This window comes from Nocardia sp. CDC153 (genome assembly GCF_035818515.1).
In the GTDB taxonomy this organism is placed as follows: Bacteria; Actinomycetota; Actinomycetes; order Mycobacteriales; family Mycobacteriaceae; genus Nocardia.
The window spans coordinates 211,803-237,146 of the sequence record NZ_JAYKYU010000006.1 but is presented as its reverse complement, the minus strand read 5'-3'; the positions used below and the strand labels follow the sequence as shown (position 1 = coordinate 237,146).

The following is a 25,344-nucleotide window of genomic DNA, read 5'->3' as shown; positions in this document are numbered from 1 at the left end:
CGATTCGCCGCCCGATCGCCAGGCGACACGACTCCCGCCCCGACCTTACGATCGAGGCGGGAGCTCGGCAACGAGTTTTCGAAGGTTCGAGGTTTTCGAGGATTCGGAGTTTTCGACGGTTCGGCCGGTTCACAGCCGCCGGGCGTCGATCATCCAGATCTGGATATTGGACGCCCGGTGGTTGGAGCCGATGCTCGCGATCATGCGGACCAGATCGGTGACATCCTCGGTGCGGGCCAGCAATTCGACCCGCAGCCCGGCGGAGACATCGGTCTCGAAACGCTGTCCGCGATAGTTCTCGACGCGGTTGTCCCGGTCGTCCACCCGATAGACCTGGGTGACCACCATGCGGCGGACCCCGAAGGCGGCCAGGGCCTGTTTGATCTGATCGAACAGGCCCGGCGGCACCACCAGCGTCAACAACTTCGCGTCCGCGCCGCCGCCCGGGTCCGTCTCGTGGTCACCGACCATGCCGCCCAACTGCAGCGGCGACGACATCAGGATTCCTTGGCCGGAATCTCCGCTCCGTCCTGTTCCACCGGCGCCTGCGCGCGCACCGGCGGTTTCCGCAGCACGGGTGACTGCGCGTGCACGAGCGTGTCGTCCGGGTACGCCTCCTCCTCGTGCGCCCCGACATCGCCGGTCTCGAGCACGTCGTCCGGCATGCGCAGACTCATGAACAGGCTCAAGATCTTCAGGATCGCGAAGGTGATGAACGCATCCCAGACGATGACCGTTGCGGCCGCACCCGCCTGCCACAGCAGCAGTTTCGGATTGTGCCCGTAGAGCCAGCCGCCGTAGGTGGCGTCGGCCGCGCCGCCGGTGCCCAGGTACACCTTGATGTTCGGGTCGGCGAGAATACCGACCAGCATGCCGCCCGCCAGACCGGCCACCCCGTGGGTGTGCACCACGCCGAGGGTGTCGTCGACCTTGCGGAACAGCCGGGTGCGCCCGAGCTTGTTCCACGACAGCCACACCAGCGTCGAGGCGATCAGACCGATCACCATGGCGCCGAAGCTGTTCACGAAGCCCGCCGCCGGGGTGATGGCGACCAGACCGGCGATCATGCCGTTGACCGCGCCCAGGAAGTTGGGCCGCCGCGCCGGACCGGCCAGCATGTCCCAGATCACCCAGGTCAGCACCGCGACCGCGGTCGCCAGATTGGTATTGATCACCGCGAGTGAGGCATCCGAGCCCGAGAAGTACGGGTCGCCGCCATTGAAGCCGTTCCAGCCCAGCCACAGGATGCCCGCACCGGCCGCGGCCATGGGCAGATTGTTCGGCACCGCGCGTTCTCGGTCGCGCGCCAGTCGCGGTCCGATGATCGCCGCCGCCACGAAACCCGTGGTGCCCGCGGCCAAGTGGATGACGTACCCGCCGGAATAGTCCAGCGCGCCCATCTGCGACCACCAGCCGCCGCCCCAGATCAGGAAGGCGTTGACCGAATAGGCCAGCGTCGACCACAGCGGCACGAAGATCAGCCACACCTTGAAATTGATGCGCCCGATCACGCTGCCCAGGAACAACAATGGCGTGATCGCCGCGAACACGAACTGGAAGTAGGCCAGCGTGGTCTCGGAGAAGCGGAACTTCGGCATGAGTCCGTCGAGCAACGGAATCACGGCCTGCTCTTGATTGTTCGAGCCCAGAATTGTGTGCGGTTTGCCAATTGCGGCCCGCAGAATTCCTGGCCCCAGTTTGATGGGCTCGCCGAACCCCATCTTGAAGCCCCACAGCACCCACACCACCAGGACCAGCGAGAATCCGGTGAATGCCATGAGCATGGTATTGACGGCCCATTTGCGTTGCACCAGACCGCCATACAAGATCGCGATTCCGGGAATGCTCATGAGTCCGACGAGTGTTGCGGCCACCAACTGCCAGGCATTGTCGCCCGGGTTCAGCCAATCGGGATACGGTGACATGGTTTTCAGCGCTACCTCACCGCGAAGCGAGCAGGCACCAGACCCGCTTCAGCACTAAATTCTGTTGTGGCATAAGGTGTCTAGCGTCACATTGGGTGAACCAAGTGTTGTGCCGTAAGGTTTCCCGGCGATTACGCGCGGTAAAATCTGGATTTCGCGCTCCGCCGCACGAATGCACGTGCATTCGAAATGAACGGTTCACCAATAAATTCCAACCGGTTGGAACTCGATCGACAGCCCGCCATCGCTCCCGTACGATCTGGCTACGGGGAGCACCGGCCGGTTCGAAACGGGGGAATGGAGTTGAGGAGTCGTCTTCCGGCGACCATGCGCAATGCCGCGCAGTGGACGCGACGCTTCGCGCGCACCGCGCCCGGCGTCATCGGTGCGGTGGGCGCTGCCCTCGCACTGCTCGCTCTGATCGCCGGACTGGTGTCGGCGAATGCCCAGGGCGCCAGGATCTCTCGCCACGACACCGTGCTGGCGCACACCGAACCCTTGGCCAACGCCGCGCAACGACTCTACGTCGCACTCTCCACCGCGGACGCCGCGGCCTCGACCGCCTATCTGTCCGGCGGCATCGAATCGCCCGAGGTGCGCATCCGCTACGAGGACGCGCTCACCGACGCCGCGGCCGCGCTGGCCGAGGCCACCACCGGCGCGGCCGACACCGAGACGCGCGAGATCCTCGGCCAGATCTCGGCCGAATTGCCCAGCTACACCGGCTATGTGGAGGCGGCGCGGGCCAACAACCGCCAAGGGCTGCCGGTCGGTTCGGCCTATCTGCGGCAGGCCTCGGCGCTCATGCAGGGCTCGATCCTGAAGAACGCGGCCGAGCTCGAGAAGATCCGTCTGAACCAGTTGCACGCTGACCAGAACGCCATCGAGGGCCTGCCCCTGTGGACCACCGGTCTGCTGCTCGTGCTGCTGCTCGCCTGCGGCGCGGGCTCCTGGATCCTGCTGCGCCGCACCAACCGCTGGGTCAACGCGGGCGTCGCCGCGGCGGCGGGACTGACCGTGATCGCCCTGCTGTGGATCGCGGCCACCACCATCGCCGCCTCGGCCGCCATCGATACCGGGGCCACCGCCCGCTTCGAAAGGCTCGCGCAGGCACGCATTCTCGCGCAGCAGGCCCGCACCGAGGAGACGCTGCAACTCATCACCCGCGGCAACCTCGACGACAGCGAGAAGCGCTTCACCGACAGCAGCGCTCAACTGCGCGCGGACCTGAGCGCGCTGCTGAGCACCGATTCGCCCGCCACCAAGGCCTTCTCCGGCTGGCAGGACGGACATCAGAAGGAAGTCGCGGCCTACCTGTCCAACAACTATCGAGGCGCGGTCGACCAGTCCATCAAGACCGACGGCGCGGGCTCGGCGGCGCAGTTCACCGCCCTGGACGCCGCCCTGAAGACCGAACTCGAGCGCACCCGCCAGGAAGTGCGCGACGATGTGAACACGGCCGGAAATGCCCTCACCCTGAGCCCCATTGGCACGCTGGCGCTGCTGTTGGCCGCGGCGGCCGCCATTGTCGTCGGGGTGTGGCCGCGGTTGAAGGAGTTCCTGTGAAGACGCGCATGCGGATGCTGCTGCTGGGGGCGGTGGCGCTGCTGGCCGCGGCCTGCGGATCGACCCCGCAGGCCGCGCCCTTCCAGTTGCCGAGTGAGAACCGGCTGCCGCCCGGCGCTTCGGTGCTCACCGCCGCGCCCAATCAGCGTGCCGACCAGTCCTGCGACCCGACCGCGAGTCTGCGTCCGGGCGCGCAGCCGCAGCCCGGGGCCATGCCCACCGGCTCGACCATGGAGAAGATCGTCAGGAGCGGTCAGCTCAAAGTCGGTGTGGACCAGAACCAATTCCTGTTCGGCTATCGCAATCCGTCCACCGGCGAGATCGAGGGCTTCGATATCGATCTGGCGCACGAGGTGGCACGCGACCTGTTCGGCGATCCGAACCGGGTCGATCTGCATCCCATCGAATCCGCCAACCGGGCGCAGGCACTGAAGAACGGCGATGTCGACATCGTGGTGCAGAATTTCACGCCGACCTGCGCTCGCCGCCAGGACGTCCAGTTCTCCACCGTTTACTTCCAGACCGATCAGCGGGTGCTGGTCACCAAGGGCTCGGGGATTCGCTCGGCGGCGGATCTGGGCGGCAAGAAGGTCTGCGGCATTCCGAATTCGACGACGCTGGACGCGGTGTTCGCACTTCCCCAGCGGCCCACCGTGATCGGTATCGAGAATTGGCTGGACTGCCTGACCGCGCTGCAGCAGGGCGAGGTCGACGCCGCCAGCACCGATCTGCCGCTGCTGTACGGATTGAAGATCCAGGATCCCAATCTCGAGGTGGTCGGCGACGCCATGGCCTCGGACGTGTACGCCATCGGAATCCAGAAGGACAAGACGGATTTCGTGCGCTTCGTCAATGGCGTGCTGGAACGGGTGCGCACCGACGGCACCTGGCAGCGGCTCTACAACCAGCGTTTGAGCGTGCTCGGCCCGTCCAATGGTCCCCCGGCCGCCCGGTACAGCGATTGAGTCGGCCATGCACGGGAATCCTGGGCACATTCTCACCGTCGCCGAAATAGATCGCGAAATCGCCGACCGGGCACGCGAAATCGAGACCATCGCCGCGACCCTGGTCGAATTGGACAAGCATCCCGGGTTGGTGCTGTTGCGCCGGTTCCCGCCGACCGGGGCCACCGAGCAGCGGTGGGCCCCGGCGCGGACGGCGCTGGAATTGATGTGGGAGGACTTCGGTCGCTTGGGGACCGTATTGGATCGCGCCAAGGCGGCGCGGGCGCGGCGGCGGTTGGACGCGCTGGATCGGGAGGAGATCACGCGCCTGCTGCGCGGGCAGCCGATCGAGGTGGCGCGCCATACCATTCCGATGTCGCAGCGCTCGCTGAGCGGGCCGCGCGAGCAGGTGGAGTTGATCGGCATAGTCGAGATGCTGGATCGGATGCGCTCGGCGTTTCCGGTGGTGGTGCAGGTGCTCGACGCGGTCGAGGCGGTCAATCACCGGGTGATGTCCGATATCGCGCCGCTGCAGGCGGAATTGGATCGGCTGGGCACCTCGATTCCGGAATTGCGGGCGCTGTCGGAGGATATGGACACCCTCGCGGTGCAGGTCGCCACCGATCCGCTCGCGCTCGGGCCGGACGCGCTGGATCATCGGCTGAGTGAGCTGGCGCGGCGCATGCGCGAGGCGGCCAGCGTGCTCTCCGAATTGCGGGCCATGTCGACGGATTGGGACGGCGCGGTCGATCGGGTGCGCGCGCGGGTGGAGGCGCTGCACAAGACCTACGAGCGGGCCGACCACGCCCGCGTCGAGGTGGAGCGCACCATTCTCGCCGCGCCGCTGCCCCGCCACCCGGACGACAGTGCCGTCTACGGCGCGGAATTGACCGCCCTGGAAGCCAATTCGCCCGACCCCACCGCCCTCTGGGAGCTGCGCCAGCGCCTCGGCCACGCCCTCGACGCCGCGTCCCACAACGAGCATCTCGCCCAGGGCCTGCTCGACCGCCGTCTCGAACTCGAGGGCCGCTTCAGCGCCTACCGCGCCAAGGCCGCCCGCCTCGGCGTCAGCGAGGACCACGACGTCCTGGCCGCCAGCCGCATTGCCGCGGGTCTGCTGTCCCGCCGACCCTGCGACCTGGCCGCGGTCACCCGCGCCATCACGGACTACCGCCAGCTCATCGCGCAGAAATCGGGGAGGCGATCATGAACTGCACCGAACCCGGCTGCACCGGGACCATCGAGGACGGGTACTGCACCGTCTGCGGAACCGCGCCCGCCCAGAGCGCCACCGGCGGCACCGCGCTGAGTGGCGGCACCGGGTCCCACGGTGGCGCGGCGAGCGCAGCAGCGGGCACTGTCGCGGATCCGGGCAAGTGCGCCGAACCCGGCTGTACCGGAACGATTGTCGACGGCTACTGCGATGTGTGCGGCAGTGCGCCCGCGCCCGTGTCCGCCATGGCCACGACCGCACGGGATACCGCGCAGTCGAGTGTCGGGTCGACGGTGCGGAGCGGGGCGTCGCGGAGTGGGCGGTCGGTGCGCACCGGGCGGTCGGGATCTACCGGGGGTAGTCGCGGACGGCTCGGGGCCGGGATGGTGAAGGTGCCGTCCGTGCCGCGCAAGGATCCGAGCGAGGCCGTGCTGGCCACCGCGGAAGTGCCGGAGAATCACCGGGATTGCGGAAAGTGCGGGCGGCCGGTGGGGCGCAGCCGCAATGGGCAGCCCGGGCGCACGGAGGGGTTCTGCCCGCACTGCGGCACGTATTTCTCCTTTACTCCCAAGCTGTCTCGCGGCGATGTCGTCGGCGGTCAGTACGAGGTGCTGGGCCCGCTCGCGCACGGCGGACTGGGCTGGATCTATCTGGCGGTCGACCACAAGGTCGACGACCGGCCCGTGGTGCTCAAGGGTCTGCTCAATACCGGTGACGCCGATGCCATGCGGGCGGCGGTGGCCGAGAAGCGCTTCCTGGCCCAGGTCGATCACCCGAATATCGTGCGGATCTACAACTTCGCCGAGGACACCGGCCCGGACGGCAAGCCCGTCGGGTACATCGTCATGGAGTACGTCGGCGGCAAATCGCTGAAACAGCTGCTGCGCGAACAACGCACGGCCGATCAGCAGTACCTGCCGCCCGCGCGCGCCATCGCCTACATCCTGGAGATGCTGCCCGCGCTGGAGTACCTGCACGAACGTGGCCTCGCCTACTGCGATTTCAAGCCCGACAATGTCATGCAGACCGAGGAGCAGCTCAAGCTCATCGACCTGGGCGCGGTCATCGGCCTGCACGACCAGACCGAAACCATCTATGGCACACCGGGTTACCAGGCGAAAGAGATCGCCGACACCGGTCCGACCGTCGCCTCGGAGGTCTACACCGTCGGCCGCACCCTGGCCGCGCTCATCATGCGCATCCCGCCGGTCAACGGCGAACTCGGCCCGCTGCCCGGCCCGGACACCGAGCCGCTCATGGCCCGCTACGAGTCGCTGTACCGATTCCTGGTGCGCGCCACCGATATCGACCCCGACGCCCGCTTCACCTCCATGACGGAGATGAGCGACCAGCTCACCGGCATTCTGCGCGAGATCCTGGCCATCGACGACGGCCGGCCGCGCCCCGGGCTGTCCACCCGGTTCGGTCCGCCCCGTGCGGTGTTCGGCGTCGGCGATCGGGTTCCCGCCGATCCCCGCGCGATCATCGCCGCGCTCCCGGTCCCCCTGGTCGATCCCGCCGACAGCGGCGCGGCCCTGCTGGCCTCGACCAGCGCGGTCACCCCCGAGGATCTGGAGCGCGAGATCACCGCGGGCCTGGCGTCGGTGGTCACCGGCCGCGAGGAATCGGTGGAGATCCCGCTCCGATTGATCCGCGCCGCACTGGAATTCGGCGATGCCGAGGATGCCCTGCGCCGCCTCGACGAGGTCACCGACACCCTTTCCGGCGACTGGCGGCTCACCTGGTTCGCGGGCCAGGCCCTCCTGCTGCAACGCGACTACCCTGCCGCCGCAGCCGAATTCGACGCCCTCTACAGCGCGCTCCCCGGCGAGGCCGCCCCCAAACTGGCCCTGGCCGTCACCGCCGAACTCATGGCCGCCGTCGCCGCCGGTGTCCTGGCTCCCGACGGGACCCCGGTGTCACCCACCGGCATCGGCGCGGTTTCCGGTCGGTCGGAACCGGGGACCACCAATGGGAATGGCACGGTGTCGGGAGCGGCGGGGGCGACGAGCGCCGATCCCGCTCCCGCACGCGAACGTGCCACCCGCTTCTACGACATGGTCTGGCGCACCGACCGAACCTTCACCAGCGCGGCCTTCGGGGCGGCGCGGGTGCGGCGGGCGGTCGACGATCGGGCCGGGGCGGTCGAGGTGCTCGATCAGGTGGACGCCGCGTCGGCGGTGCACACCGAGGCCGGGGTCACCGCCGTGGAAACACTACTGGCCGTGGACGATCCGAATCAGCTCACCGAACAATTGGTTCGCGATGCGGGCAAGCGCATCGATAACCTCACGCTGGACTCGAAACGCCGTGCCGCCCGGGCGCGGATGGGAGTCCTGGACGCGGCGCTGCGCTGGCTGCGCCTGGGCAGGGTGCCCGCCGACCACTCCCCGCTGCTGGGGGTGTCGCTCGATCAACAAGGGGTACGCACCGGTTTGGAACGCTGCTATCGCGATCTGGCGCACGAGACCGACGACATGTGGGAACGCATCGCCCTGGTGGAACAGGCCAATGCCGTGCGTCCGAGGACGGTCCTGTGACCACGCCTGACCAGGGCCGACAAATTCGCTGCCCGAACTGCGGCACCTTCGCCGCCGACACCGACCGCTTCTGCGAGGCCTGCGGCCGCAAGCTCGGCGTGCGGTTGATCGCCCTGCCGCCCAAGGAATTCCGGCCCGGCAACGGGTCCACGGTCCCGGTCGCCGAGGCCGCCCGCAATGCCCGGCTGGACCCGGTATCGGGCACCACGGCCACCTTCGAAACCAGCCCCGCGCCGGACTGCACCGGCTGCGGCGGCAGCGAATTCGACCCGGACGGCTACTGCAGCAGTTGCGGTGAGCTCGGGCCGGAACGCGATCGCTTCGAGGCGGATCTGGGGCCGGTGTGCGTGATCACCGATCGCGGACTGCTGCACGCCCGCAATGAGGATTCCGTCGCCGCGGCGGTCGTCGAGGGCGGGAATCCGGAGCGCCCGGCCGCGGCCGTCATCGCGGTGTGCGACGGGGTCTCCACCTCCGAGGACCCGCAGGCGGCCTCGGGCGCGGCGGCACGAGCCGGGCTGGACGCCTGCCTGTCCGCACTCTCGCAGGACCGGTCCGCCGAGGACTGCGTCATGGCCGGGTTGAACGCCGCGGCGGCCGCGGTCAAGGCCGTCGGTACGCCGGACGGCAAATCCCCGTCGTGCACCTACGTCTCGGCCCTCGTGCAATTCGACGGCGCGGGCGGCGCGCAGGTCACCGTCGCGAATGTCGGTGACAGCCGGGCCTATTGGTTGCGCGACGGCGACGCCTCCCAGCGCCTGACCGTCGACGACTCCCTGGCCCAGGCCATGGTCGACAACGGCCTGCTGGACGCGGAAACCGCCATGGACGGCCCGCACGCCCACGTGCTGACCCGCTGGCTGGGCGCGGACAGCGAACACCAGTGGTCACCCAGCTGCGTGCGCAGCCTGCGCACCACCGAGCCCGGCGTGCTGCTGCTGTGCAGCGACGGGCTGTGGAACTACCTCCCCGAGGCGGCGGCCCTGTCCCGCTTCACCGGCAGCCTGCCCGCCCTCCCGGCGGCACGCGCCCTGGTGGAGCACGCCCTGGGGGCGGGCGGGAAGGACAACATCACCGTCGCCCTCGTACCCGTACCGTCCCGAGCAACAGGAGACACACCGTGACTTCCGCTGAGCACCAAGGCCTTTCGGTCGCCGTCGATCAGAACGAATACCTGGCCGAGGGGGCGCGCACGGTCGACGCCATCGTCACCGTGGAGGCCACCGATGAACTGGTGGTGGCCGCGCCGCCGCAGGATCGGGTGGAGATTCTCATTATCGACACCTCCGGGTCGATGGGGAGTGCCGACAAGTTCGGCGGGGCGCGGCGGGCGACCCTCGCGGCGCTGGATGTGATGCCCGACGGGACGCGGTTCGCGATTGTGGAGGGCACCGACAAGGCGCAGGTGGTGTATCCGCGGCTGGGCGCCTCGGCGGTGGCGAGCCGCACCGAGCGCGCGAATGCCCGTCGCGCGCTGGACAAGCTGTCCCCGCACGGCGGCACCGCCATCGGGACCTGGCTGGGGCTGTCGCGTTTGATCGCGCAGCAGCATCCGGGGGCGATGGTGCACGCCATTCTGCTCACCGACGGCAAGAACGAGCACGAGACGCCGGAGCGGCTGGCCGAGGAGATCCGGCTGTCCAAGGGCATTTTCACCTGTGACTGCCGTGGCGTCGGGGCGGACTGGGAGCCGAACGAATTGCGCGCCATCGCTTCGGCGCTGCACGGCACCGTCGATATCGTGAAGACGCCCGACCTGCTGGCCCAGGACTTCGCGGCCATGATGGAAACCTCCCTGGCGAAGACGATTCCGGAGCTCACGCTGCGGATGTGGACGCCGGTGGGTACGAAGATCGTGTTCGTGAAGCAGGTCGCGCCGTTCATCGAGGATCTGACCGCGCGGCGCACCGAGGTGAATCCGCAGGTGGGTGAATATCCCCTGGGCGCTTGGGGTGCCGAGGATCGTGACTATCACGTGCAGTTGGAATTGGAGCCCGCCGCGCCGGATCGGGAGAAGCTGGCGGCACGGGTGAGTGTGCTCGCCGACGGGGAGATTCTCGGACAGGGCCTCGTCAAGGCCACCTGGACCACCGACACCGACAAGTCGGCACGCATCAGCCGCCGGGTCGCCCACTACACCGGCCAGGCCGAACTGGCCCAGACCGTGCAGGAAGGTCTCACCGCGCGCAAGCAGGGCGACTTCGCCACGGCCACGGCCAAATTGCAGCGCGCCTACCATCTCGCCACCGAATCCGGCAACGAGAACACCGCCAAGCTGCTGCGCAGCGTCGTCGACGTGGTCGACGAGCGCACCGGCACGATTCGCCTGCGCAACAAGGTCGATCCCGTCGACGAGATGGCCCTCGACGTGCGGTCCACCAAGACCGCTCGGGTCCGCCGGGAGCCGTGATGGCCTACTGCACCGAGGGACACGAATCCACCGCCACGGACTACTGCGACATCTGCGGCGCACCCGTGAACGGCCAATCCCCCACGGCCACACCGCAGACCGCCCTGTGCCCGAACTGCGGCACACCGTCGGAGGGCCGCTTCTGCGAGAACTGCGGCCACGACTCGGCCCTACCCACCCCACCCGAGCCGAACTACTCCGAACACACCTGCTCCCCGGAGGTGACCGAGATCAACCTGCCCGCCAGCGGCGCGAGCGGATCGACCGGCGCGAGTGGGTTCAGCGGCGCAGGCGAGTCGGGCAGCCCGGGCGGCGGGGATGGGTTCTCCGGGACGCGGGGGTCTGGCCAGGGGGTTTGGGTCGCGACCATTTCGGCGGATCCGGCGCACTATGCGCGGATGCGGGCGCAGAAGGGGCCGGATCTGGAGCGGGTCGATTTTCCGGACTATTACCCGGATCGGCGAATCGCGTTGGTGGGGCCCAATATTCTGATCGGCAAGCGCAGCGTGTCGCAGGGGGTGCATCCGGATATCGATCTGTCGGTGGCGCCCGCGGATATCGCGGTGTCGCGGTCGCATGCCATCCTGCATCTGGATGCCGAGGGCGTGACCGTCACCGATCTGGGGTCGACCAATGGCACCTGCCTCAATGACAGCCCGGAACCTATCGCGCCCAAGACGCCGGTCCGGCTGCTGCCCGGCGACCGGATTCACGTGGGCGGGTGGACCACGATCACGGTGACCATCGAGTCCGAGTGATCGTCGAGCCCGAGTGATCGTCGAGCCCGAGGGTCCACGGCGTCCCGGCGATCGCCGAATCGGGCGAATCGGGCGATCTTGGTCTCTCGTCCAGGTTAGGCTCCCCGCTCTATGAGCTTGTCCCGGAGAGACTTCGCCCGCACCACCCTGGCCGCCGCCGCGGCCACCGCCCTGACCAGCGTGACCGCACGGGCGCTGCCGCACGCGCGCACCGTCGCCGCGCCGCCCCAGGCGTGGATGTCGGCGCTGCCCGACGCCACCTCGCTGCTGCGCATGACGATTCCCGGGACCCACGACTCCTGCTGCACCGATCCGGCCAATGGCACCGAATGGGCGCACACCCAGAACTGGTCGCTGCCCGATCAATTCGCGCACGGCATCCGATTCCTGGATATCCGCTGCAATGGCCTCCAGGATCACACCGCCGATTCCTTCGGCATCTACCACAGCGGCTTCTATCAGGGCATCACCTTCGATGCCGTGCTCGACCAGTGCCGAACCTTCCTGTCCCACAACCCCGGCGAGGTGCTCATCATGCGGGTCAAGAAGGAGGACGGCACCAATAACGACGTGGGCGCGAATTTCGAGCGAATCTTCGACGGCTATCTCGACGCCAAGGGCTACCGGTCGCTGTTCTGGATGGAGAATCGCATTCCCGCACTCGGCGAGGTGCGCGGCCGCGTCGTCCTCATCGCCCAATTCGCCAACTCCCTGGGTTGTCTGCAATGGCCGAGCGGCGACAATGGCGTCTTCACCAATGATCATTTCTATCTCCAGGATCGCTACAAGGATCACGGCCTGGCCGGACTCGATTCCGGCTCCTCGAATTTCGGCTCCTCGGGCGGCGACAAGTTCGGCTACGTCAAGGACTGCTTCGACAAGGCCGCGGCCGATCCGGCGAATGCCTTGCAATACATCAACTTCACCAGCTTCGCCGACAGCGCCTGGCCCAAGGACAATGCGGGCGCGATCATGCCCAAGGTCGAGGCCTACCTCACCGCGCATTGCGGGCAGGCCAATCACTACGGCATCGTTCCCATGGACTTTCCGGATCAGTATCCGAACGTGCTGAGCCTGCTGCTCGAAAAGAACGGCGGCTGACCCGAGGCGGGTGTCACGACGCCTACGAAATTGCAACCCGTTCTAGTTTGGGGCGGTATTGTGGCCAGCCACAGATCGATTGGAGTCGGATATGGCTGGCAGCGGGCGGTTCGAGGGGAAGGTCGCGGTGGTTACCGGGGCGTCCTCGGGTCTGGGGCAGGCGGTGGCGCGGTCACTGAGCGCGGGCGGGGCGCGGGTTTTCGGGGTGGGCCGGGACAAGGAGCGGCTCGCCGCGGCGCTCGACGGCTCCGAAAACGCCTGGCTGGCGGCCGATCTCACCGATCCCGCCGCCTGCGGCGAGGTGGTGGCGACCTGCGTCGAGCGATTCGGCGGGCTCGACATCCTGGTCAATGCCGCGGGCGCGCATACGATGCAGCACACCGCCAAGGTCACCGACGCCGACTGGCAGCATGATCTGGCCGTCAATCTCAGTGCGCCCTTCTTCCTTTCCCGGGCCGCCCTCCCCCATCTTCTCGATCGGCGTGGGTCCATCGTGAACGTCTCGTCCATCGCGGGTGTCGAGGGCCAGGCCTACTCGGCGGCCTACTGCGCCGCCAAACACGGCCTCATCGGTTTGACCCGTGCCATGGCACTCGAATTCGACAGCACCGGAATCCGTATCAATGCCGTCTGCCCGGGCGGCATGACCACCCCGATGGTGCAGAACTTCACCTTCCCCGAAGATCCCGACTACAGCCTCATCATGAAGATCGCCGCCGCGCGCGGACTCATGGATCCGGCCCAGGTCGCCAATGTCATCACCTTCCTCTGCTCCGAGGAGGCCGCCGCCGTGCACGGCGCGATCTACACCGTCGACAACGGCAAGATGTCGCTGTAGGTGTCGATCGGCTCCGGGCGGGTATCGGACAGTCGTGACCTTCGACTTGACGCCCACGGCGGCGCAGCACGACTTGGTCGAGCGGGTGCACGAATTCGCTCGAGACCGCATCCGGCCCGTTGCCGCGCAGTACGACCGCAACCAGGAGTTTCCGTGGCCGGTACTGGAGGAAGCCGCCGAGCGCGGCTTCTACAGTCCGCTGTTCTATCGCGACCTCATCGGTGATCGCACCGGGTTGTCGCTGCCGATGTTTCTCGAGGAGATGTTCTGGGGGTGCGCGGGAATCGGATTGGCGATCGTCATGCCCGCGTTGGCGCTCTCGGCGATCGGGCAGGCCGCGACTCCCGAGCAGATGTTGCAGTGGGCACCCGAATGTTTCGGCACGCCCGGTGATTTGAAGCTCGCGGCGCTCGCCATTTCCGAACCCGAGGGCGGCAGCGACGTGCGGAATCTGCGCACGCGCGCGATTCGCGATGGCGACGATTGGATCATCGACGGTCACAAGATGTGGATCGGCAATGGCGGCATCGCGAATGTGCACGTGGTGAACGCGGTGGTGGACGAGGAGCTCGGGCACCGGGGTCAGGCGCTGTTCATCGTTCCCGGTGGGACGCCGGGCCTGGAGATGGTGCGCAAGCTGGACAAACTCGGCTGCCGGGCCTCGCACACCGCCGAGCTGACCTTCGATCGGGTCCGGGTGCCGGGCGATCATCTGCTCGGTGGTGTGGACAAGCTCGAGCACGACCTGGCCGAGGCGCACGCGCGGGCCCGCGGCAATGGCCGCGCCGCGTCGGCCACGCTCGGCACCTTCGAGCAGACCCGCCCCTTCGTGGCCGCGCAGGCGCTCGGAATCGCCAGGGCCGCACTGGAATACATGACCGAGTACGCCACCCACCGCGAGGCCTTCGGTGCGCCGATCATCGACCATCAGGGCATCGCCTTCCCCCTCGCCGATCTCGCCACCCGCCTCGACGCCGCGCGCCTGCTGACCTGGCGCGCCTCCTGGATGGCCGCCAATGGCGTGCGCCTGGAACGCGGCGAGGGTTCCATGGCGAAGCTGGCCGCCAGCGAGGTCGCGGTGCAGGCCACCGAGCGCGCCATCCAGACCCTGGGCGGCTGGGGCTACATCACCGACCACCCCGTCGAGAAGTGGTATCGAGACGCCAAGCTGTACACCATCTTCGAAGGCACCAGCGAAATCCAACGCATGGTCATCGCGGGCGCACTCGGCGCATCCACCACGAAGCCACCCCTGCACGTCGAACTCACCCCCTCCGGCGGCCCCCTGAACAGAATGTTCGGCCGCGGCACCGAACTCCGCACCCGCGCCGCCGCCACCGCCCTGTCCATGAAGGACCGCGTCCCCACCCCGGTCAAGAACGCCGCCATGAAACTCCTGCGCCCACCCCACTGACACGGGTCAGCGCATGAGGTTGACCAGTTGGCGGTAGGCGGATCTGGTGGGTGGGGCCAGGCGGCGCCAGCTGATCGGGCCGCCCGCGCCGAGGTGGGCGTCGTAGGGGATTTCGGCTACGGCGCGGACCACGTCGCCGAGGTATTTGCGGACGTGGTCGGTGACGAGGGGGCCGTCCTTCGGGTGCTGGCGGGTGACCACGATGATCGCCTCGGCCAGGTGGTACTGGCTGTAGTTGTCGTCGAGCCAGATCAGGGCGGGCTTGAGCCGATTGACCGCGTCGGGGCGCGCGGCGAGGGTGATGACCAGCGAGATGCGGGAGTCGCACAGCAGCGGGGCGACCATGCGGTTGGTGACCGGCGCGCCGCCGTCGTAGACGGGTAGGCATCCGGCTTCGACCAGGTCCCGGTGCACGGAGGAGTAGGTTTCGCGCCGCGGCAGGGCCTCGGGTCCGCGCGGGAGAACGCCTACGCCGGAACTGTTTTCGCCGCAGCTGTCGATCACGGTGGACGGCAGGCTGCGGTGGGTCATATTGAGCCACGACTGCACCGTGCCCGCGGCGTCGATGGTGTCGCAGCCGCGGGCGGCCAGGTCACCGCCGGTGGTGGTGGCGTCCACGACGATCGGCGAATGCTCGCCGTAGTCGTAGGCGGCCGCACCGGCGATACCGAGGGCGGTGGTGGTCGCGCCCGAACCGCCGGAGCTGCCGAGCACCAGCACCGGCGGCAGATCGGCCCACAGCAGGAACCCATTGCGCGGATGCATGCGCACCACATCGGTCGGCGCGCCGGGCGGCGACGGACGCAGCAGCAGGGAAAGGTCCGTGGGCGTGGAGGAAAGAGCGGCGGGATGATCCGGGAAATTTTCGGACACTCTAGATTCCTTTTGTGCGAACGGCAGCCGAGGCTGCGGAATCCTGTGGTCACCACGTCGCGGAGGACGGCAACGGCGGCGTCATCCATCGCGTGCACGATCGGTGAAGTCCTCGAGCAAAGCCCCCCGAATACCCCCTACCGCCGAACCGTCGATCAAGAGTGCAAAAAGGTTGCTGGCCAGCCCCTTTCAGTGCCGCCAGATATTACATGATCTTGGCATGTATGCACCGGTATCCCCAGCCGAAAAACAAACTCCGGCACTGAATGTCAGCGCACGGCGCGAATCGGCAGCACTGCGGCCGCGCCCAGGAGCGAAAGCAGCCCGCCCACCAGGAATAGCGGCGGATACCCGCCGAGGCTCACCACCGCCGACGCCACGAACGGCCCGATGATTTGCGGACCGGCATTGGCGATATTGAGCACACCCATATCCCGGGCGGCGTCTTCGGCCTTGGGCAGCACCATGGTGACCAAGGCGGTGTCCACGGCCATGAAACAACCGAAGGCCAGCCCGTTCACGGCGGCGAACGCCAGCATGCCGGGCCAGGTCGGGCAAAGCAGCGGGATCAGCTGCGCGAGCGCGGCGAGCGCGGCGGACAGGCCGACGAACAGCTTGCGGCGATCCAGCCGATCGGAAAGCACACCGCCCACGACCGTCGAAACCATCATGGTCACAGCCGAAATGGGCGTCAGGATCGCCACCGCTTTCGACGGCTCCAGTCCCGACGGCAGCGCGATGTGATCCTGCAAGATATACAGCTGATAGCTCGTGACGGCGAAATAGCCGAGGACCAGGAGCGCGCGGCCGATGAACGCCCAGCGGAAGTCGTGCTCGCGCAGCACATTCAGGAATGTGGCGAGCTGAGCGCGCAGGGGGATCGACTGTTTGGCGGGCATGCGCTCTTCCCGGGCCGCCGAGGCGAAAAGGGCGGCAGCGGCGGCGACCAACAGGCCGAGCACCAGATAGCCGGTGCGATAGTGATGCGAGAACGCCGAGGCGAGCAGCACCCCGATGGTCGAACCCACGGGCAGTCCGAGACCCACCGCCGCCGAGGCCACGCCGCGCCGCTGTCTCGGAATCCGGTCGGGCACAACGGAGGTCAAGGCCGCCTGATAGATGTTCATGACGGCCTGCCCCAGGCACCACGCGATGGCCACCAGCAGCACGGTGTCCACGCTGCCCAGCAACGCCATGGCGGCGACCGCGGCCAGCCCGCCGCCGAGAATCCACGGATTGCGCCGCCCCGACCGATCCGACAGCGCACCGGCCACCGGATTGAACACGGTCGCGAAAAGGGCGGCGACACCGCCCACCACACCGAGATTGGCGACCTTGGACGCCGCGTCGATGTGCTCGATCTGCAAGGGCAGCAGGACACTGCCGACACCGACGTACAGCGCGTACATGGCGGCGTTTCCGGCGAACAGCAGCGGCAGCAGACGGCGGGCGGAGGGTGCGACGGGCGAGGGGAGCTGGCCGACGGCGTCGGCTTCGAAATGAGCCACGGGAATCCAGAGCGTGTGAATAGCAACGGATTCCGGCCGTGGTCGACCGGAATCCGTTGCTGTCGAGGTGAATCAGCCGATGTCGGCGGTGAGGGGAAGGGCGGTCACCGAGGTGCCGACGTGCAGGGTGAAGGAGCCGGGTTCGATGGCCCAGCCCGCGTCGGTCCAGTGCTGGAAGGAGCGCTTCGGCAATTCGATGGTGGCGGTGACGGATTCACCCGCGCCCGTCTCGACCACGGCGAAGCCGGACAGCCAGCGCACCGGGCGATCGACCGTGCTGTTCGCGCGCGAGAGGTAGGCCTGGACCACCTGGCGGCCAGGGCGGTCGCCGGTATTGCGGACGGTGACGGTGGCGGTGCGGCCGGAGACCTTCAGGTCCGCGAGTTCCCAGGTGGTGTAGCCGAGGCCGTGGCCGAACGGGTAGGCCGGGGCGACACCGGATTTCAGCCAGGCGCGGTAGCCGATGTGAATGCCCTCGGGGTAGGGCAGCGCATTGTCGGCTCCGGGCTTGGTGTTCAGCACCGGGACGTCGGCCATGGTCTTGGGCCAGGTGGTGGGCAGTCGGCCGCCGGGTTCGGTCACGCCGGTGAGGACGTCCGCCAGCGCCGAGCCGAACTCCTGGCCGGGGAACCAGGTGAGCAGTACCGCGGCGACGTCGTCGCGCCACGGCATCTCCACGGGCGAACCGGAATTCACCACCACGATGGTGCGCGGATTCACCGCGGCCACCGCGGCCACCAGTTCGTCCTGGCGTCCGGGCAGGGCGAGGGTGGTGCGGTCGAAGCCCTCGGATTCGATCTGCTCGGTGGTGCCGACCACCACGATCGCCACCTCGGACTCGCGCGCCAATTCGACCGCGGCGGCGAACTCTTCGCCGGCGGAGCGGCGCGGACGGCCGATGGCGTAGGTGATGCCCATGGCCGGGAATCCGCCGCCGGGCACCATGCGGACGAGGACATCGACCTCGTCGCCCTCCGCCAGGGTGCGGGTCACGAAGCGCTGCGGGGGATTCAGCAGCATCTCGACCGGGTCGGTGCCCTCGGGCAGCACGGTCTCTTCGAGCACCTGCTCACCGTCGATGGTCAGGGTGAGGGTGCCGACACCGGCGAAGCCGATGCGCCACTCCCCCGCCGCATCGGCGCGCAGTCGGCCGCGCAGCTCGATGGCGTTGGCCCGCATGGCATTCGGATTGCCGAACAGCATGAGGCTGCCCGCAGTGCGATGCTCGGTGTCGAGGACGGTGTCGCCGTCGAGATAGCGCAGCGACAGGCCCTGTGTGCCGGTTTCCGGATCGGTCACCAGCTCCAGCGGAACGGGAATCAAGGCGTCGCTCAGGTGCACGCCCGGGGTGTAGACCACCGGCAACACCTCGGACAGGCCCTGCAGCGGCGAGGTCGTGTGCGCCGGAATCACCGTCGCGCTGCCGCCGCCCATGAAACGCGGTTCGGCCGCGGCGGATCCGAGCAGGGCCACCCGCGCGGGCCGGTCCAGCGGCAGCACGCCGTCATTGGACGCCAGCACCATGGCCTTGGCGGCCGCCGCGCGAACCACGCGCTGCGCGGCCTCGTCGGTGAAGGCGGGCACCGGCCGGGGTGTGCCGTCGAGCGCGCCGACGCGGATCGCGAATCGCAGGATGCGCCGGACCTTTTCGTCGATGGCCGACTCGGGCACCGCACCCTGGCGGACAGCTTCTTCCAGGGGCGCGCCCCACAGCTCCCATGGGCCGGGCATGGCCAGGTCATTGCCCTTGGCCGCGCCCAGGGTGGAGCGCACGGCGGTCCAGTCGGAGACGACGACGCCGTCGAAGCCCCACTCGCCCTTCAACGGCTCGTCGAGCAGATCGTTCTCGGTCATGGTGACGCCATTGACCGAGTTGTAGGCCGCCATGATCATCCACGCGCCCGCTTCGACCGACCGCTCGAACGGGTACAGGTACAGCTCGCGCAGGGTGCGCTCGTCGGCGCGGACATCGGCGGTGAAGCGCTCGGTCTCTTGATCATTGGCCACGTAGTGCTTGGGGCAGGCGCTCACGCCGTGCGCCTGCACCGAGCGGACATAGGCGTCGGCGATCTCGGCGGTCAGCAGCGGGTCCTCGGAGAAGCATTCGAAATGCCGTCCGCCCAGCGGGGATCGATGCAGGTTGATGGTGGGGCCGAGCACCGCGTACACGTCCTTGCGGCGGGCCTCGGCCGCGATGAGCGCGCCGATCTCGGTGAGCAGGTCGCGGTCCCAGGTGGCGGCCAGGGCGGTGCCCGAGGGCAGGCTGACCGACGGGTCGCGCTCGTCCCACTGTTCGCCGCGCACGCCGGACGGGCCGTCGGAGACCGGCATTTCGGCCAAGCCGATGCTGTCCTCGCCCGCGAAGCGGAAGAAGTTCGCACCGGAGATGAGGCGGATCTTGGCCGGGAGGTCGAGCTTGGCGAGCAGATCGTCGATGTCGGTCACGGCAGTTCCTTCCAGAAGTTCACGAGTGCGGCGGAAACCTGTTCGGGGACATCCTCGTTCGGGACGTGGCCGGAACCGGGGAATACGACGGTCTTGGCGTTGAGCTGTTCGGCGAACCGCTCGTGCACCTCGGGAGCCCACAGGTCATTGGTGTCGCCGTAGGCGACCAGCAGCGGCACACCCGAATCCCGCAGCGCCGCCGGATCTTTGAGCGGCGGCTCGGTCATGCAGTTCAGGATGCCGAGGATATTGGCCTTCTTGGTCCGGAGAATGCGCTCGTGCAGGAATTCCATGCGCTCGGGTGCGGGCGTCTGGCCCGCCTCGAACAGCGCCGCGCTCATCTGCTGCCAGATGAGTTCCTGCCCACCGGCTTCCACCAGCTGCGCGACCAACTGCGGCGGCGGGAAGTTGATGTCCTCGACCGAGGACGGGCCCGAGGCGAGCAGGGTGAAGGAGCGGAAACGCTTGGGGCGCTCGATGACCGCGACGCGCGAGACATAGCCGCCGAAGGAATGCCCGACCAGGTGAATCGGCTCGTCCGGGGAGATCTGATCCACCACGCCCTGCAGATCGCCGACGAAATCGGCCATGGTGTAGCCCGACACGTCGTCGGGTCCCTCGGACTGCCACTGCCCGCGCTGATCGTAGGCGAACGCGCGGTAGCCGGCGTCGGCCAGCAATGGCAGCACGCCCTCGAAGTCCTCCTTGGAGCCGGTGAAGCCGGGCACCAGCAGCACGGTGCCGCGCGGCGGTGCGTCCGCCGGTTCGATCTGCCATCCGGCCAGTTGACCGGCGGCTCCGCGCAGCGTGATCGGCGCGATCGGGGCCTGACTCATCGGCAATCCCTTTCCTCGTACTGCCCTGTACGGCTGGCACGAGTGTGCCAGCGGAACTCCAGTTTACCGAGTGGTCATTAGGTACTGTTATCTATTCGTTATCCGTGCTGGATTTTGCCTGATCAACCGCCTTGACTATGGTCCCATCACATGACGCCGCACCCTCGACGCCGCCAGCGGGGTGACGACCGCCGCGAGCAGATCATCGACGAGGCGCTGAAAGCCTTCGCCGACAATGGCTATCGCAGCACCTCCATCGCCGAGGTCGCCGAACGCTGCGGGCTCTCACAGCCCGGACTGCTGCACTACTTCCCGAACAAGGCCGCGCTGCTGTCGGCGGTGCTCGACTATCGCGATCGGCTCGATTACGACCGATTGGGCTTCGACCAGGAGTTACGCGGCAAGGACGCGCTGCTGCGGTTGGCGCAGCTGGTCGATCACAATATGCACGTCCCCGGGCTGGTCCGGCTTTTCACGGTGCTGACCAGCGAGGCCGTGACCGCCGATCATCCCGCGCACGGGTGGGCGCTGAAGCGCTACCGCAATCTCGAGATCTATCTGACGGCGGCGCTGCGGGCGGGCATGGCCGACGGCAGTGTGCGCGCGGATATCGAGCCCGCGATCGTGGCCCGTCAGGTGTGGGCGATGATGGACGGGCTGCAGCTGCAATGGCTCGTCGATCCGGAGCACGTGGATATGGCGACGCTGTTCCGGGCCTACATCGATGAACTGATCGCCTACATCTCCTAGCGGTATTCCGCTGCGTCAGTCGACCTTTCGAACCCTCGTCGTAGCAGCGCTGAGCGGCTTGCCCCGGCGGCTCGCGGGTCGCAGTTCCGCGATCGGCCGATCCTCGAGATCCACGAGCGTGGATCGGGATTCATTGTCGGCGAAGGCATGTCGCTCACCCCACTGCCGCAGCGCCACGATGGCGGTGAACAGATCCGCACCGGCCGCGGTCAATTCGTAGCTGTGCCGCTTGCCGCCGGGTGCGGTGCTGGTGGCGAGAATGCCGTGCTCGACCAGTTTGCGCAGGCGGTCGGCCAGGATATTGCGCGCGATACCGAGGCGCTGCTGGAACTCGGTGAAGGTGGCCGCGCCGTCCATGGCGTCGCGCACGATCAGCAGACTCCAGCGATCACCGACCAGGTCGACCGCGCGGGCGACCGGGCAGGTCGGATCGGTCCAGGTTCGGCCCGCGCCGAGGGTCGCGGTCATCACCACTCCTCCCAATCGGTTGCAATTCGAAACTGATACTACCTAAGCTCGCAATGGTTTCGTTTTGCTACCAATCTGGGAGGTGTGGTGACGACGGGAATCTCGAGATCACAGCGAATCACCCTGGCACTGGTGTGCGCGGTGGCCGTCTCGACCATCTACGCGATTCAGCCGGTGCTCGAAAAGGCCGGTGGGGACCTGGGATTGGCCGCGGGGTCACTGGGGTGGCTGGTCGCGGCGGGGCAGATCGGGTACTTCGCCGGGCTGGTATTGCTGGTCCCGCTCGGCGATGTGTTGAACCGGCGTCGGCTCATCGGTGCGCAGCTCATGCTCACCGGGGTCGGAGCCTTGGCGGTGGCGCTCGCGCCCACCACCGTGGTCGCGTTGATCGGCCTGGCGATCGCGGGCGTGTTCGCGGTGGTGGTGCAGGTGACCGTCGCCTACGCGGCCGCCGTCTCCGCGCCCGAGGAGCGCGGGCGCACCATCGGGGCCGTTACCTCCGGCGTGGTGCTCGGCATTCTCGGCGTTCGGATTCTCGCGGGCGTCCTCGGCGACACGATCGGCTGGCGCGCGGTCTACGCGGTGCTCGCACTGCTGTGCCTACTGCTCGCCCTGACCGCCCGCATCATCTTGGAGCCGGATCCGAGAAGCGCTGGCGTGCAGTTCTTTCGAGCGCTCGGATCGATGGCCCGGCTGGTCCGCACCGATCGCCTGTTCCTGAGCCGGGGCCTGATCGCGTTCTTCCTCTTCGCCGCCTTCGGAACCCTCTGGAGCGGTCTGGCCCTTCCGCTAGGCGCGGCCCCCTGGCACTTCGGCAGCACGGCCATCGGATTGTTCGGCTTCGCTGGCCTCGCCGGAGCCCTCGGCGCGTCCCGCGCCGGACGGTGGGCCGATTCCGGTCGCGCCCAAGCGATCTCGGGTTGGTCCCTGGCGTTACTGGCGGTGTCCTGGCTACTCATCGCCCAGTCCGAACCGACCCTTTGGTTCCTCATCGCGGGAATCGTCCTGCTCGACTTCGCCGTGCAGGCCGTCCATGTCAGCAGCCAGCACCTGTTGACGACCGCGCATCCGGACCATGCCAGCACCGTCATCGGCGCGTACATGTCCTTCTATTCATTGGGTTCGGCCCTGGGCGCACTCACCACCGCCTGGGCGTACAGCACCCGAGGTTGGTGGGCGTCGTGCGTGATCGGCGCACTGTATTCGACGTGCGCCCTGGCGATCTGGGGACTTGCTCGATGGATCCAACGGTCGGCCGATCGTCGTGTCGTTTCGGAGTTGGCTTGCGCCGCGATATTCACTCCGAACGCATCGAGGGGAGGTGGCGGTGGGCGCGATGCTCAGGCCGGGGGAATACTTCGCCGGATACCAGATTCTGCGGAAGCTGGGGGCCGGCGGGATGGGTGCCGTGTATCAGGCACGGGACCGTGATCTGCCGCGATTCGTGGCATTGAAGCTCCTGAGCATGCCCGACGGCGGGGACCTCGATCATCGGGTGCGTTTCAGGCGGGAGGCCGATACCGTTGCGCGGCTGCAGCACCCGAACATCGTGACCGTGTACGCACGCGGCGAGGACGACGATCGACTGTGGATCGCCATGACCTTCGTCGACGGCAGTGATGTCGCGCGGGCGCTACGCGAGGGAGCGATGCATCCGGTGCGGGCGGTGCGGATCATTTCCGAGACGGCGGCGGCACTGGATCACGCGCACGAGACGGGGATCCTGCATCGGGATGTGAAACCGGCGAATATCCTGCTCGCCGAGGGGCGGCCGGAGCGGGCGCTGCTCACCGACTTCGGGATCGCCAAGGCGATGGACGAGAGTCAGCAGTTGACGCGGTGCGGAGAGATTCTGGCCAGCTTCCAATACGCCGCGCCCGAGCGAGTGACGCGGCCGGGAGAGGTGGATCGGCGCGCCGACGTGTACTCGCTGGGCTGCACGCTGTTTCACATGCTGACCGGCGAGCCGCCGTATCCGGGGCAGAATGTCAGCCGGATCATCCACGGGCACGCGTACGAGCCGGTGCCGCTGCCCTCGCACCGGAATCCCATGCTGCCAAGGGGTTTCGACAATGTCATCGCGCGCGCCATGGCCAAGGAGCCCGAGCGGCGGTTCGACAACTGCGCGCAGCTGGCGTGGACCGCGGCGGAAGCGCTGCAGCGCACCGCGACCACCGCCCGGCGGAACACGACGACCACCGCGCGGCGGACCACCCAGCCGCAGCCCCCGACCGTCAGCGCCCCGCCGCCGACTCCGGAACCGAGACGAGCACCGACCCTGCTCGCGCCGACCGTGCGGCCCGAGCCGACCGCGCATCGCGACATCGGCATCGGGCATCGCGACAGCGACCTCGGCACTGCCCCGGCCGTTTCCGGCAAGGGCGGCAGGACGATCCGGTTCGTCATCGGCCTGGCTTTGGTCGTGTCCCTGGCGTTGGTCGCGTACCTCCTGGCCCGAGCCGACGACGGTCACCCCAATACCTCCGCGCTGACCACGAGTGTCGTTCCGATCACCACGACGACAGTGCCGGTGACCACTACGACGACACCGCCGTCGACCACATCCGAACCACCGACCACCACGACTGCCTACACGATGTCCAAGACCACAGAGCAGCCGCCGAAAACGGTTGCGGTGCCCGATGTGGTCGGCAGTCCGATCGCCACCGCGAAAGCCCAACTGGAGAAGGACGGCTTCACCGTGAAGCAGGTCCAGCGCGACGACAAACGCACGAAAGGCACGGTGATAGAAACCGATCCGGCCGCCGGAACCCAACACGCGGTCGGTTCGACCATCACGGTCTACGTCTCGAACGGCCCGGCCCCCACCACCATCACCGTCCCGAATCTCGTCGGCCTCTCCTACGCAACCGTGACCTCGACCCTGCAGGGCCTCGGCTGGCACGGGACCCTGCAGCAGCTCTACGCCAAGGTCACCGACCCGGCCAAAGTAGGCAAGGTCGTCGAACAAACCCCGGCCGCGGGCACCACCTCCGCCCTCGACTCCATCGTCATCGTCACCGTCGGCCAGCTCACCTCCACCACCCCCACCAGTTGAGCGGCGAGTCCGTCAGCTCCAAACGCCGCTGGCAACGACCCAGATGCCGGTGTCTCCCTTGGTGGCGGGTTGGGCCAGGTGGAGGGATACCTTGGTGCCGTCGGCGTTGGTGACGAAGACGACCGTGGGTGCGCCGGTACTGGTTTGCACGTTCGTCCAGCCGAATCGGGCTTGGACGAAGGCTTTTGCCACGGCTACGCGGTCCAGTCGCCAGGGTTGGTGGCCGGTGTCGACCGCCTGTTGGAGGTCGGCGGCCTGCTGGCCGGTGATGCCCTCGCCGTCGAAGGTGGAGCCGGAGGGCGGGTTCGGGGCGGGAGTGGTGGGGGTCGGGGTGACCGGCGGTAGGGCGACGGACGGTGGGGAGACCGTCGTGCCCGGTGCCTGTGTCGGGAGGATTGTTGGCTGCGGCGCAACGGTTTCCGGTGCGGTGGGGGTGATGAGGGTGGGTGACGTCGGGGTTACCGGTGTGGAGGCGGTGGTCGACTGTACGGTCGACGAAGAATTCGACGAGCAGCCGCTGAGCGCGGCGACGGAGGTGGCGACGGCCGCGAGAGCCACCGTGAGTCGCCGTGATCTGGGCGAGGCGGTGCGTCGAGTGTGATCGAGCGTGGTGGTGCGCATGGGAATCCCCCTCGGAAAGGAATCGATACCCCGACCGCGATCCGGAAGGGATCGCAGTTCTCATGTCGCACCATGC

The 25,344-nt window shown here is 67.9% G+C and carries 21 protein-coding genes; 13 read left to right on the top strand and 8 right to left on the bottom strand.

Annotation, left to right across the window (positions count from 1 at the left end; translation table 11 throughout):
- Nucleotides 1–129: 129 nt before the first annotated feature.
- The gene (locus tag VMT65_RS31410; protein ID WP_326312144.1) at nucleotides 130–498 is read right to left on the bottom strand and encodes a P-II family nitrogen regulator; all 369 of its coding nucleotides are present in this window, start codon (nucleotides 496–498) and stop codon (nucleotides 130–132) included.
- Nucleotides 498–1,925, bottom strand: a complete 1,428-nt coding sequence (locus VMT65_RS31405) for an ammonium transporter (protein WP_326312143.1) — start codon at nucleotides 1,923–1,925, stop codon at nucleotides 498–500. Before VMT65_RS31405 ends, VMT65_RS31410 begins: the two co-directional genes overlap by 1 nt.
- Nucleotides 1,926–2,222: 297 nt before the next feature.
- On the opposite strand from VMT65_RS31405, the gene VMT65_RS31400 reads away from it, so the two are divergent.
- The 10 genes from VMT65_RS31400 to VMT65_RS31355 all read left to right on the top strand — a co-directional run bounded on the left by VMT65_RS31400 (nucleotide 2,223) and on the right by VMT65_RS31355 (nucleotide 14,709).
- Nucleotides 2,223–3,491, top strand: a complete 1,269-nt coding sequence (locus VMT65_RS31400) for a hypothetical protein (RefSeq protein ID WP_326312142.1) — start codon at nucleotides 2,223–2,225, stop codon at nucleotides 3,489–3,491.
- Nucleotides 3,488–4,456, top strand: a complete 969-nt coding sequence (locus VMT65_RS31395) for a glutamate ABC transporter substrate-binding protein (protein ID WP_326312141.1) — start codon at nucleotides 3,488–3,490, stop codon at nucleotides 4,454–4,456. Before VMT65_RS31400 ends, VMT65_RS31395 begins: the two co-directional genes overlap by 4 nt.
- Before the next feature lie 7 nt (nucleotides 4,457–4,463).
- Nucleotides 4,464–5,645 carry a hypothetical protein gene (locus tag VMT65_RS31390; protein ID WP_326312140.1) on the top strand — a complete coding sequence of 394 codons (1,182 nt, stop codon included), beginning with the start codon at nucleotides 4,464–4,466 and terminating at the stop codon, nucleotides 5,643–5,645.
- The gene (locus VMT65_RS31385) at nucleotides 5,642–8,188 is read left to right on the top strand and encodes a serine/threonine-protein kinase (RefSeq protein WP_326312139.1); all 2,547 of its coding nucleotides are present in this window, start codon (nucleotides 5,642–5,644) and stop codon (nucleotides 8,186–8,188) included. The genes VMT65_RS31390 and VMT65_RS31385 overlap by 4 nt, the downstream gene beginning before the upstream one ends.
- Entirely contained in the window at nucleotides 8,185–9,312 is a 1,128-nt protein-coding gene (locus tag VMT65_RS31380) for a PP2C family serine/threonine-protein phosphatase (protein ID WP_326312138.1), read from the top strand. Before VMT65_RS31385 ends, VMT65_RS31380 begins: the two co-directional genes overlap by 4 nt.
- Nucleotides 9,309–10,598, top strand: a complete 1,290-nt coding sequence (locus VMT65_RS31375; protein ID WP_326312137.1) for a vWA domain-containing protein — start codon at nucleotides 9,309–9,311, stop codon at nucleotides 10,596–10,598. Before VMT65_RS31380 ends, VMT65_RS31375 begins: the two co-directional genes overlap by 4 nt.
- Nucleotides 10,598–11,356: an FHA domain-containing protein gene (locus tag VMT65_RS31370; RefSeq protein ID WP_326312136.1), complete on the top strand. Its 759-nt coding sequence runs from the start codon at nucleotides 10,598–10,600 to the stop codon at nucleotides 11,354–11,356. Before VMT65_RS31375 ends, VMT65_RS31370 begins: the two co-directional genes overlap by 1 nt.
- 111 nt (nucleotides 11,357–11,467) lie before the next feature.
- Nucleotides 11,468–12,457: a phosphatidylinositol-specific phospholipase C gene (locus VMT65_RS31365; protein ID WP_326312135.1), complete on the top strand. Its 990-nt coding sequence runs from the start codon at nucleotides 11,468–11,470 to the stop codon at nucleotides 12,455–12,457.
- Between the two features lie 91 nt (nucleotides 12,458–12,548).
- Nucleotides 12,549–13,295, top strand: a complete 747-nt coding sequence (locus VMT65_RS31360; protein ID WP_326312134.1) for an SDR family NAD(P)-dependent oxidoreductase — start codon at nucleotides 12,549–12,551, stop codon at nucleotides 13,293–13,295.
- 34 nt (nucleotides 13,296–13,329) lie between these two features.
- The gene (locus VMT65_RS31355) at nucleotides 13,330–14,709 is read left to right on the top strand and encodes an acyl-CoA dehydrogenase family protein (protein ID WP_326312133.1); all 1,380 of its coding nucleotides are present in this window, start codon (nucleotides 13,330–13,332) and stop codon (nucleotides 14,707–14,709) included.
- A gap of 6 nt (nucleotides 14,710–14,715) precedes the next feature.
- Here the strand turns inward: VMT65_RS31355 and VMT65_RS31350 are convergent, their stop codons facing one another.
- The 4 genes from VMT65_RS31350 to VMT65_RS31335 all read right to left on the bottom strand — a co-directional run bounded on the left by VMT65_RS31350 (nucleotide 14,716) and on the right by VMT65_RS31335 (nucleotide 20,371).
- Nucleotides 14,716–15,582: a MinD/ParA family ATP-binding protein gene (locus tag VMT65_RS31350; protein WP_326312132.1), complete on the bottom strand. Its 867-nt coding sequence runs from the start codon at nucleotides 15,580–15,582 to the stop codon at nucleotides 14,716–14,718.
- 269 nt (nucleotides 15,583–15,851) lie between these two features.
- Complete coding sequence (locus VMT65_RS31345; protein WP_326312131.1) at nucleotides 15,852–17,090, bottom strand: MFS transporter; 1,239 nt, start codon at nucleotides 17,088–17,090, stop codon at nucleotides 15,852–15,854.
- 72 nt (nucleotides 17,091–17,162) lie between these two features.
- Complete coding sequence (locus tag VMT65_RS31340; protein ID WP_326312130.1) at nucleotides 17,163–19,535, bottom strand: beta-glucosidase family protein; 2,373 nt, start codon at nucleotides 19,533–19,535, stop codon at nucleotides 17,163–17,165.
- Nucleotides 19,532–20,371, bottom strand: coding sequence for an alpha/beta fold hydrolase (locus VMT65_RS31335; RefSeq protein WP_326312129.1), 840 nt, complete (start codon nucleotides 20,369–20,371; stop codon nucleotides 19,532–19,534). Before VMT65_RS31335 ends, VMT65_RS31340 begins: the two co-directional genes overlap by 4 nt.
- Nucleotides 20,372–20,521: 150 nt before the next feature.
- Between VMT65_RS31335 and VMT65_RS31330 the strand changes: the two genes are divergently transcribed.
- On the top strand, nucleotides 20,522–21,121 hold the full coding sequence (locus VMT65_RS31330; RefSeq protein WP_326312128.1) for a TetR/AcrR family transcriptional regulator: 600 nt from the start codon (nucleotides 20,522–20,524) through the stop codon (nucleotides 21,119–21,121).
- 15 nt (nucleotides 21,122–21,136) lie between these two features.
- Here the strand turns inward: VMT65_RS31330 and VMT65_RS31325 are convergent, their stop codons facing one another.
- Nucleotides 21,137–21,589, bottom strand: coding sequence for a winged helix-turn-helix transcriptional regulator (locus tag VMT65_RS31325; protein WP_326312127.1), 453 nt, complete (start codon nucleotides 21,587–21,589; stop codon nucleotides 21,137–21,139).
- Between the two features lie 87 nt (nucleotides 21,590–21,676).
- Here VMT65_RS31325 and VMT65_RS31320 point away from each other — a divergent pair, with 87 nt between their 5' ends.
- Both VMT65_RS31320 and VMT65_RS31315 read left to right on the top strand, forming a co-directional pair.
- Nucleotides 21,677–23,020 carry an MFS transporter gene (locus VMT65_RS31320; RefSeq protein ID WP_326312126.1) on the top strand — a complete coding sequence of 448 codons (1,344 nt, stop codon included), beginning with the start codon at nucleotides 21,677–21,679 and terminating at the stop codon, nucleotides 23,018–23,020.
- Complete coding sequence (locus tag VMT65_RS31315) at nucleotides 22,926–24,647, top strand: protein kinase domain-containing protein (RefSeq protein WP_326312125.1); 1,722 nt, start codon at nucleotides 22,926–22,928, stop codon at nucleotides 24,645–24,647. Before VMT65_RS31320 ends, VMT65_RS31315 begins: the two co-directional genes overlap by 95 nt.
- Before the next feature lie 12 nt (nucleotides 24,648–24,659).
- Here VMT65_RS31315 and VMT65_RS31310 read toward each other — a convergent pair whose 3' ends face one another.
- Nucleotides 24,660–25,268, bottom strand: coding sequence for a hypothetical protein (locus VMT65_RS31310; protein WP_326312124.1), 609 nt, complete (start codon nucleotides 25,266–25,268; stop codon nucleotides 24,660–24,662).
- Between the last annotated feature and the right edge of the window lie 76 nt (nucleotides 25,269–25,344).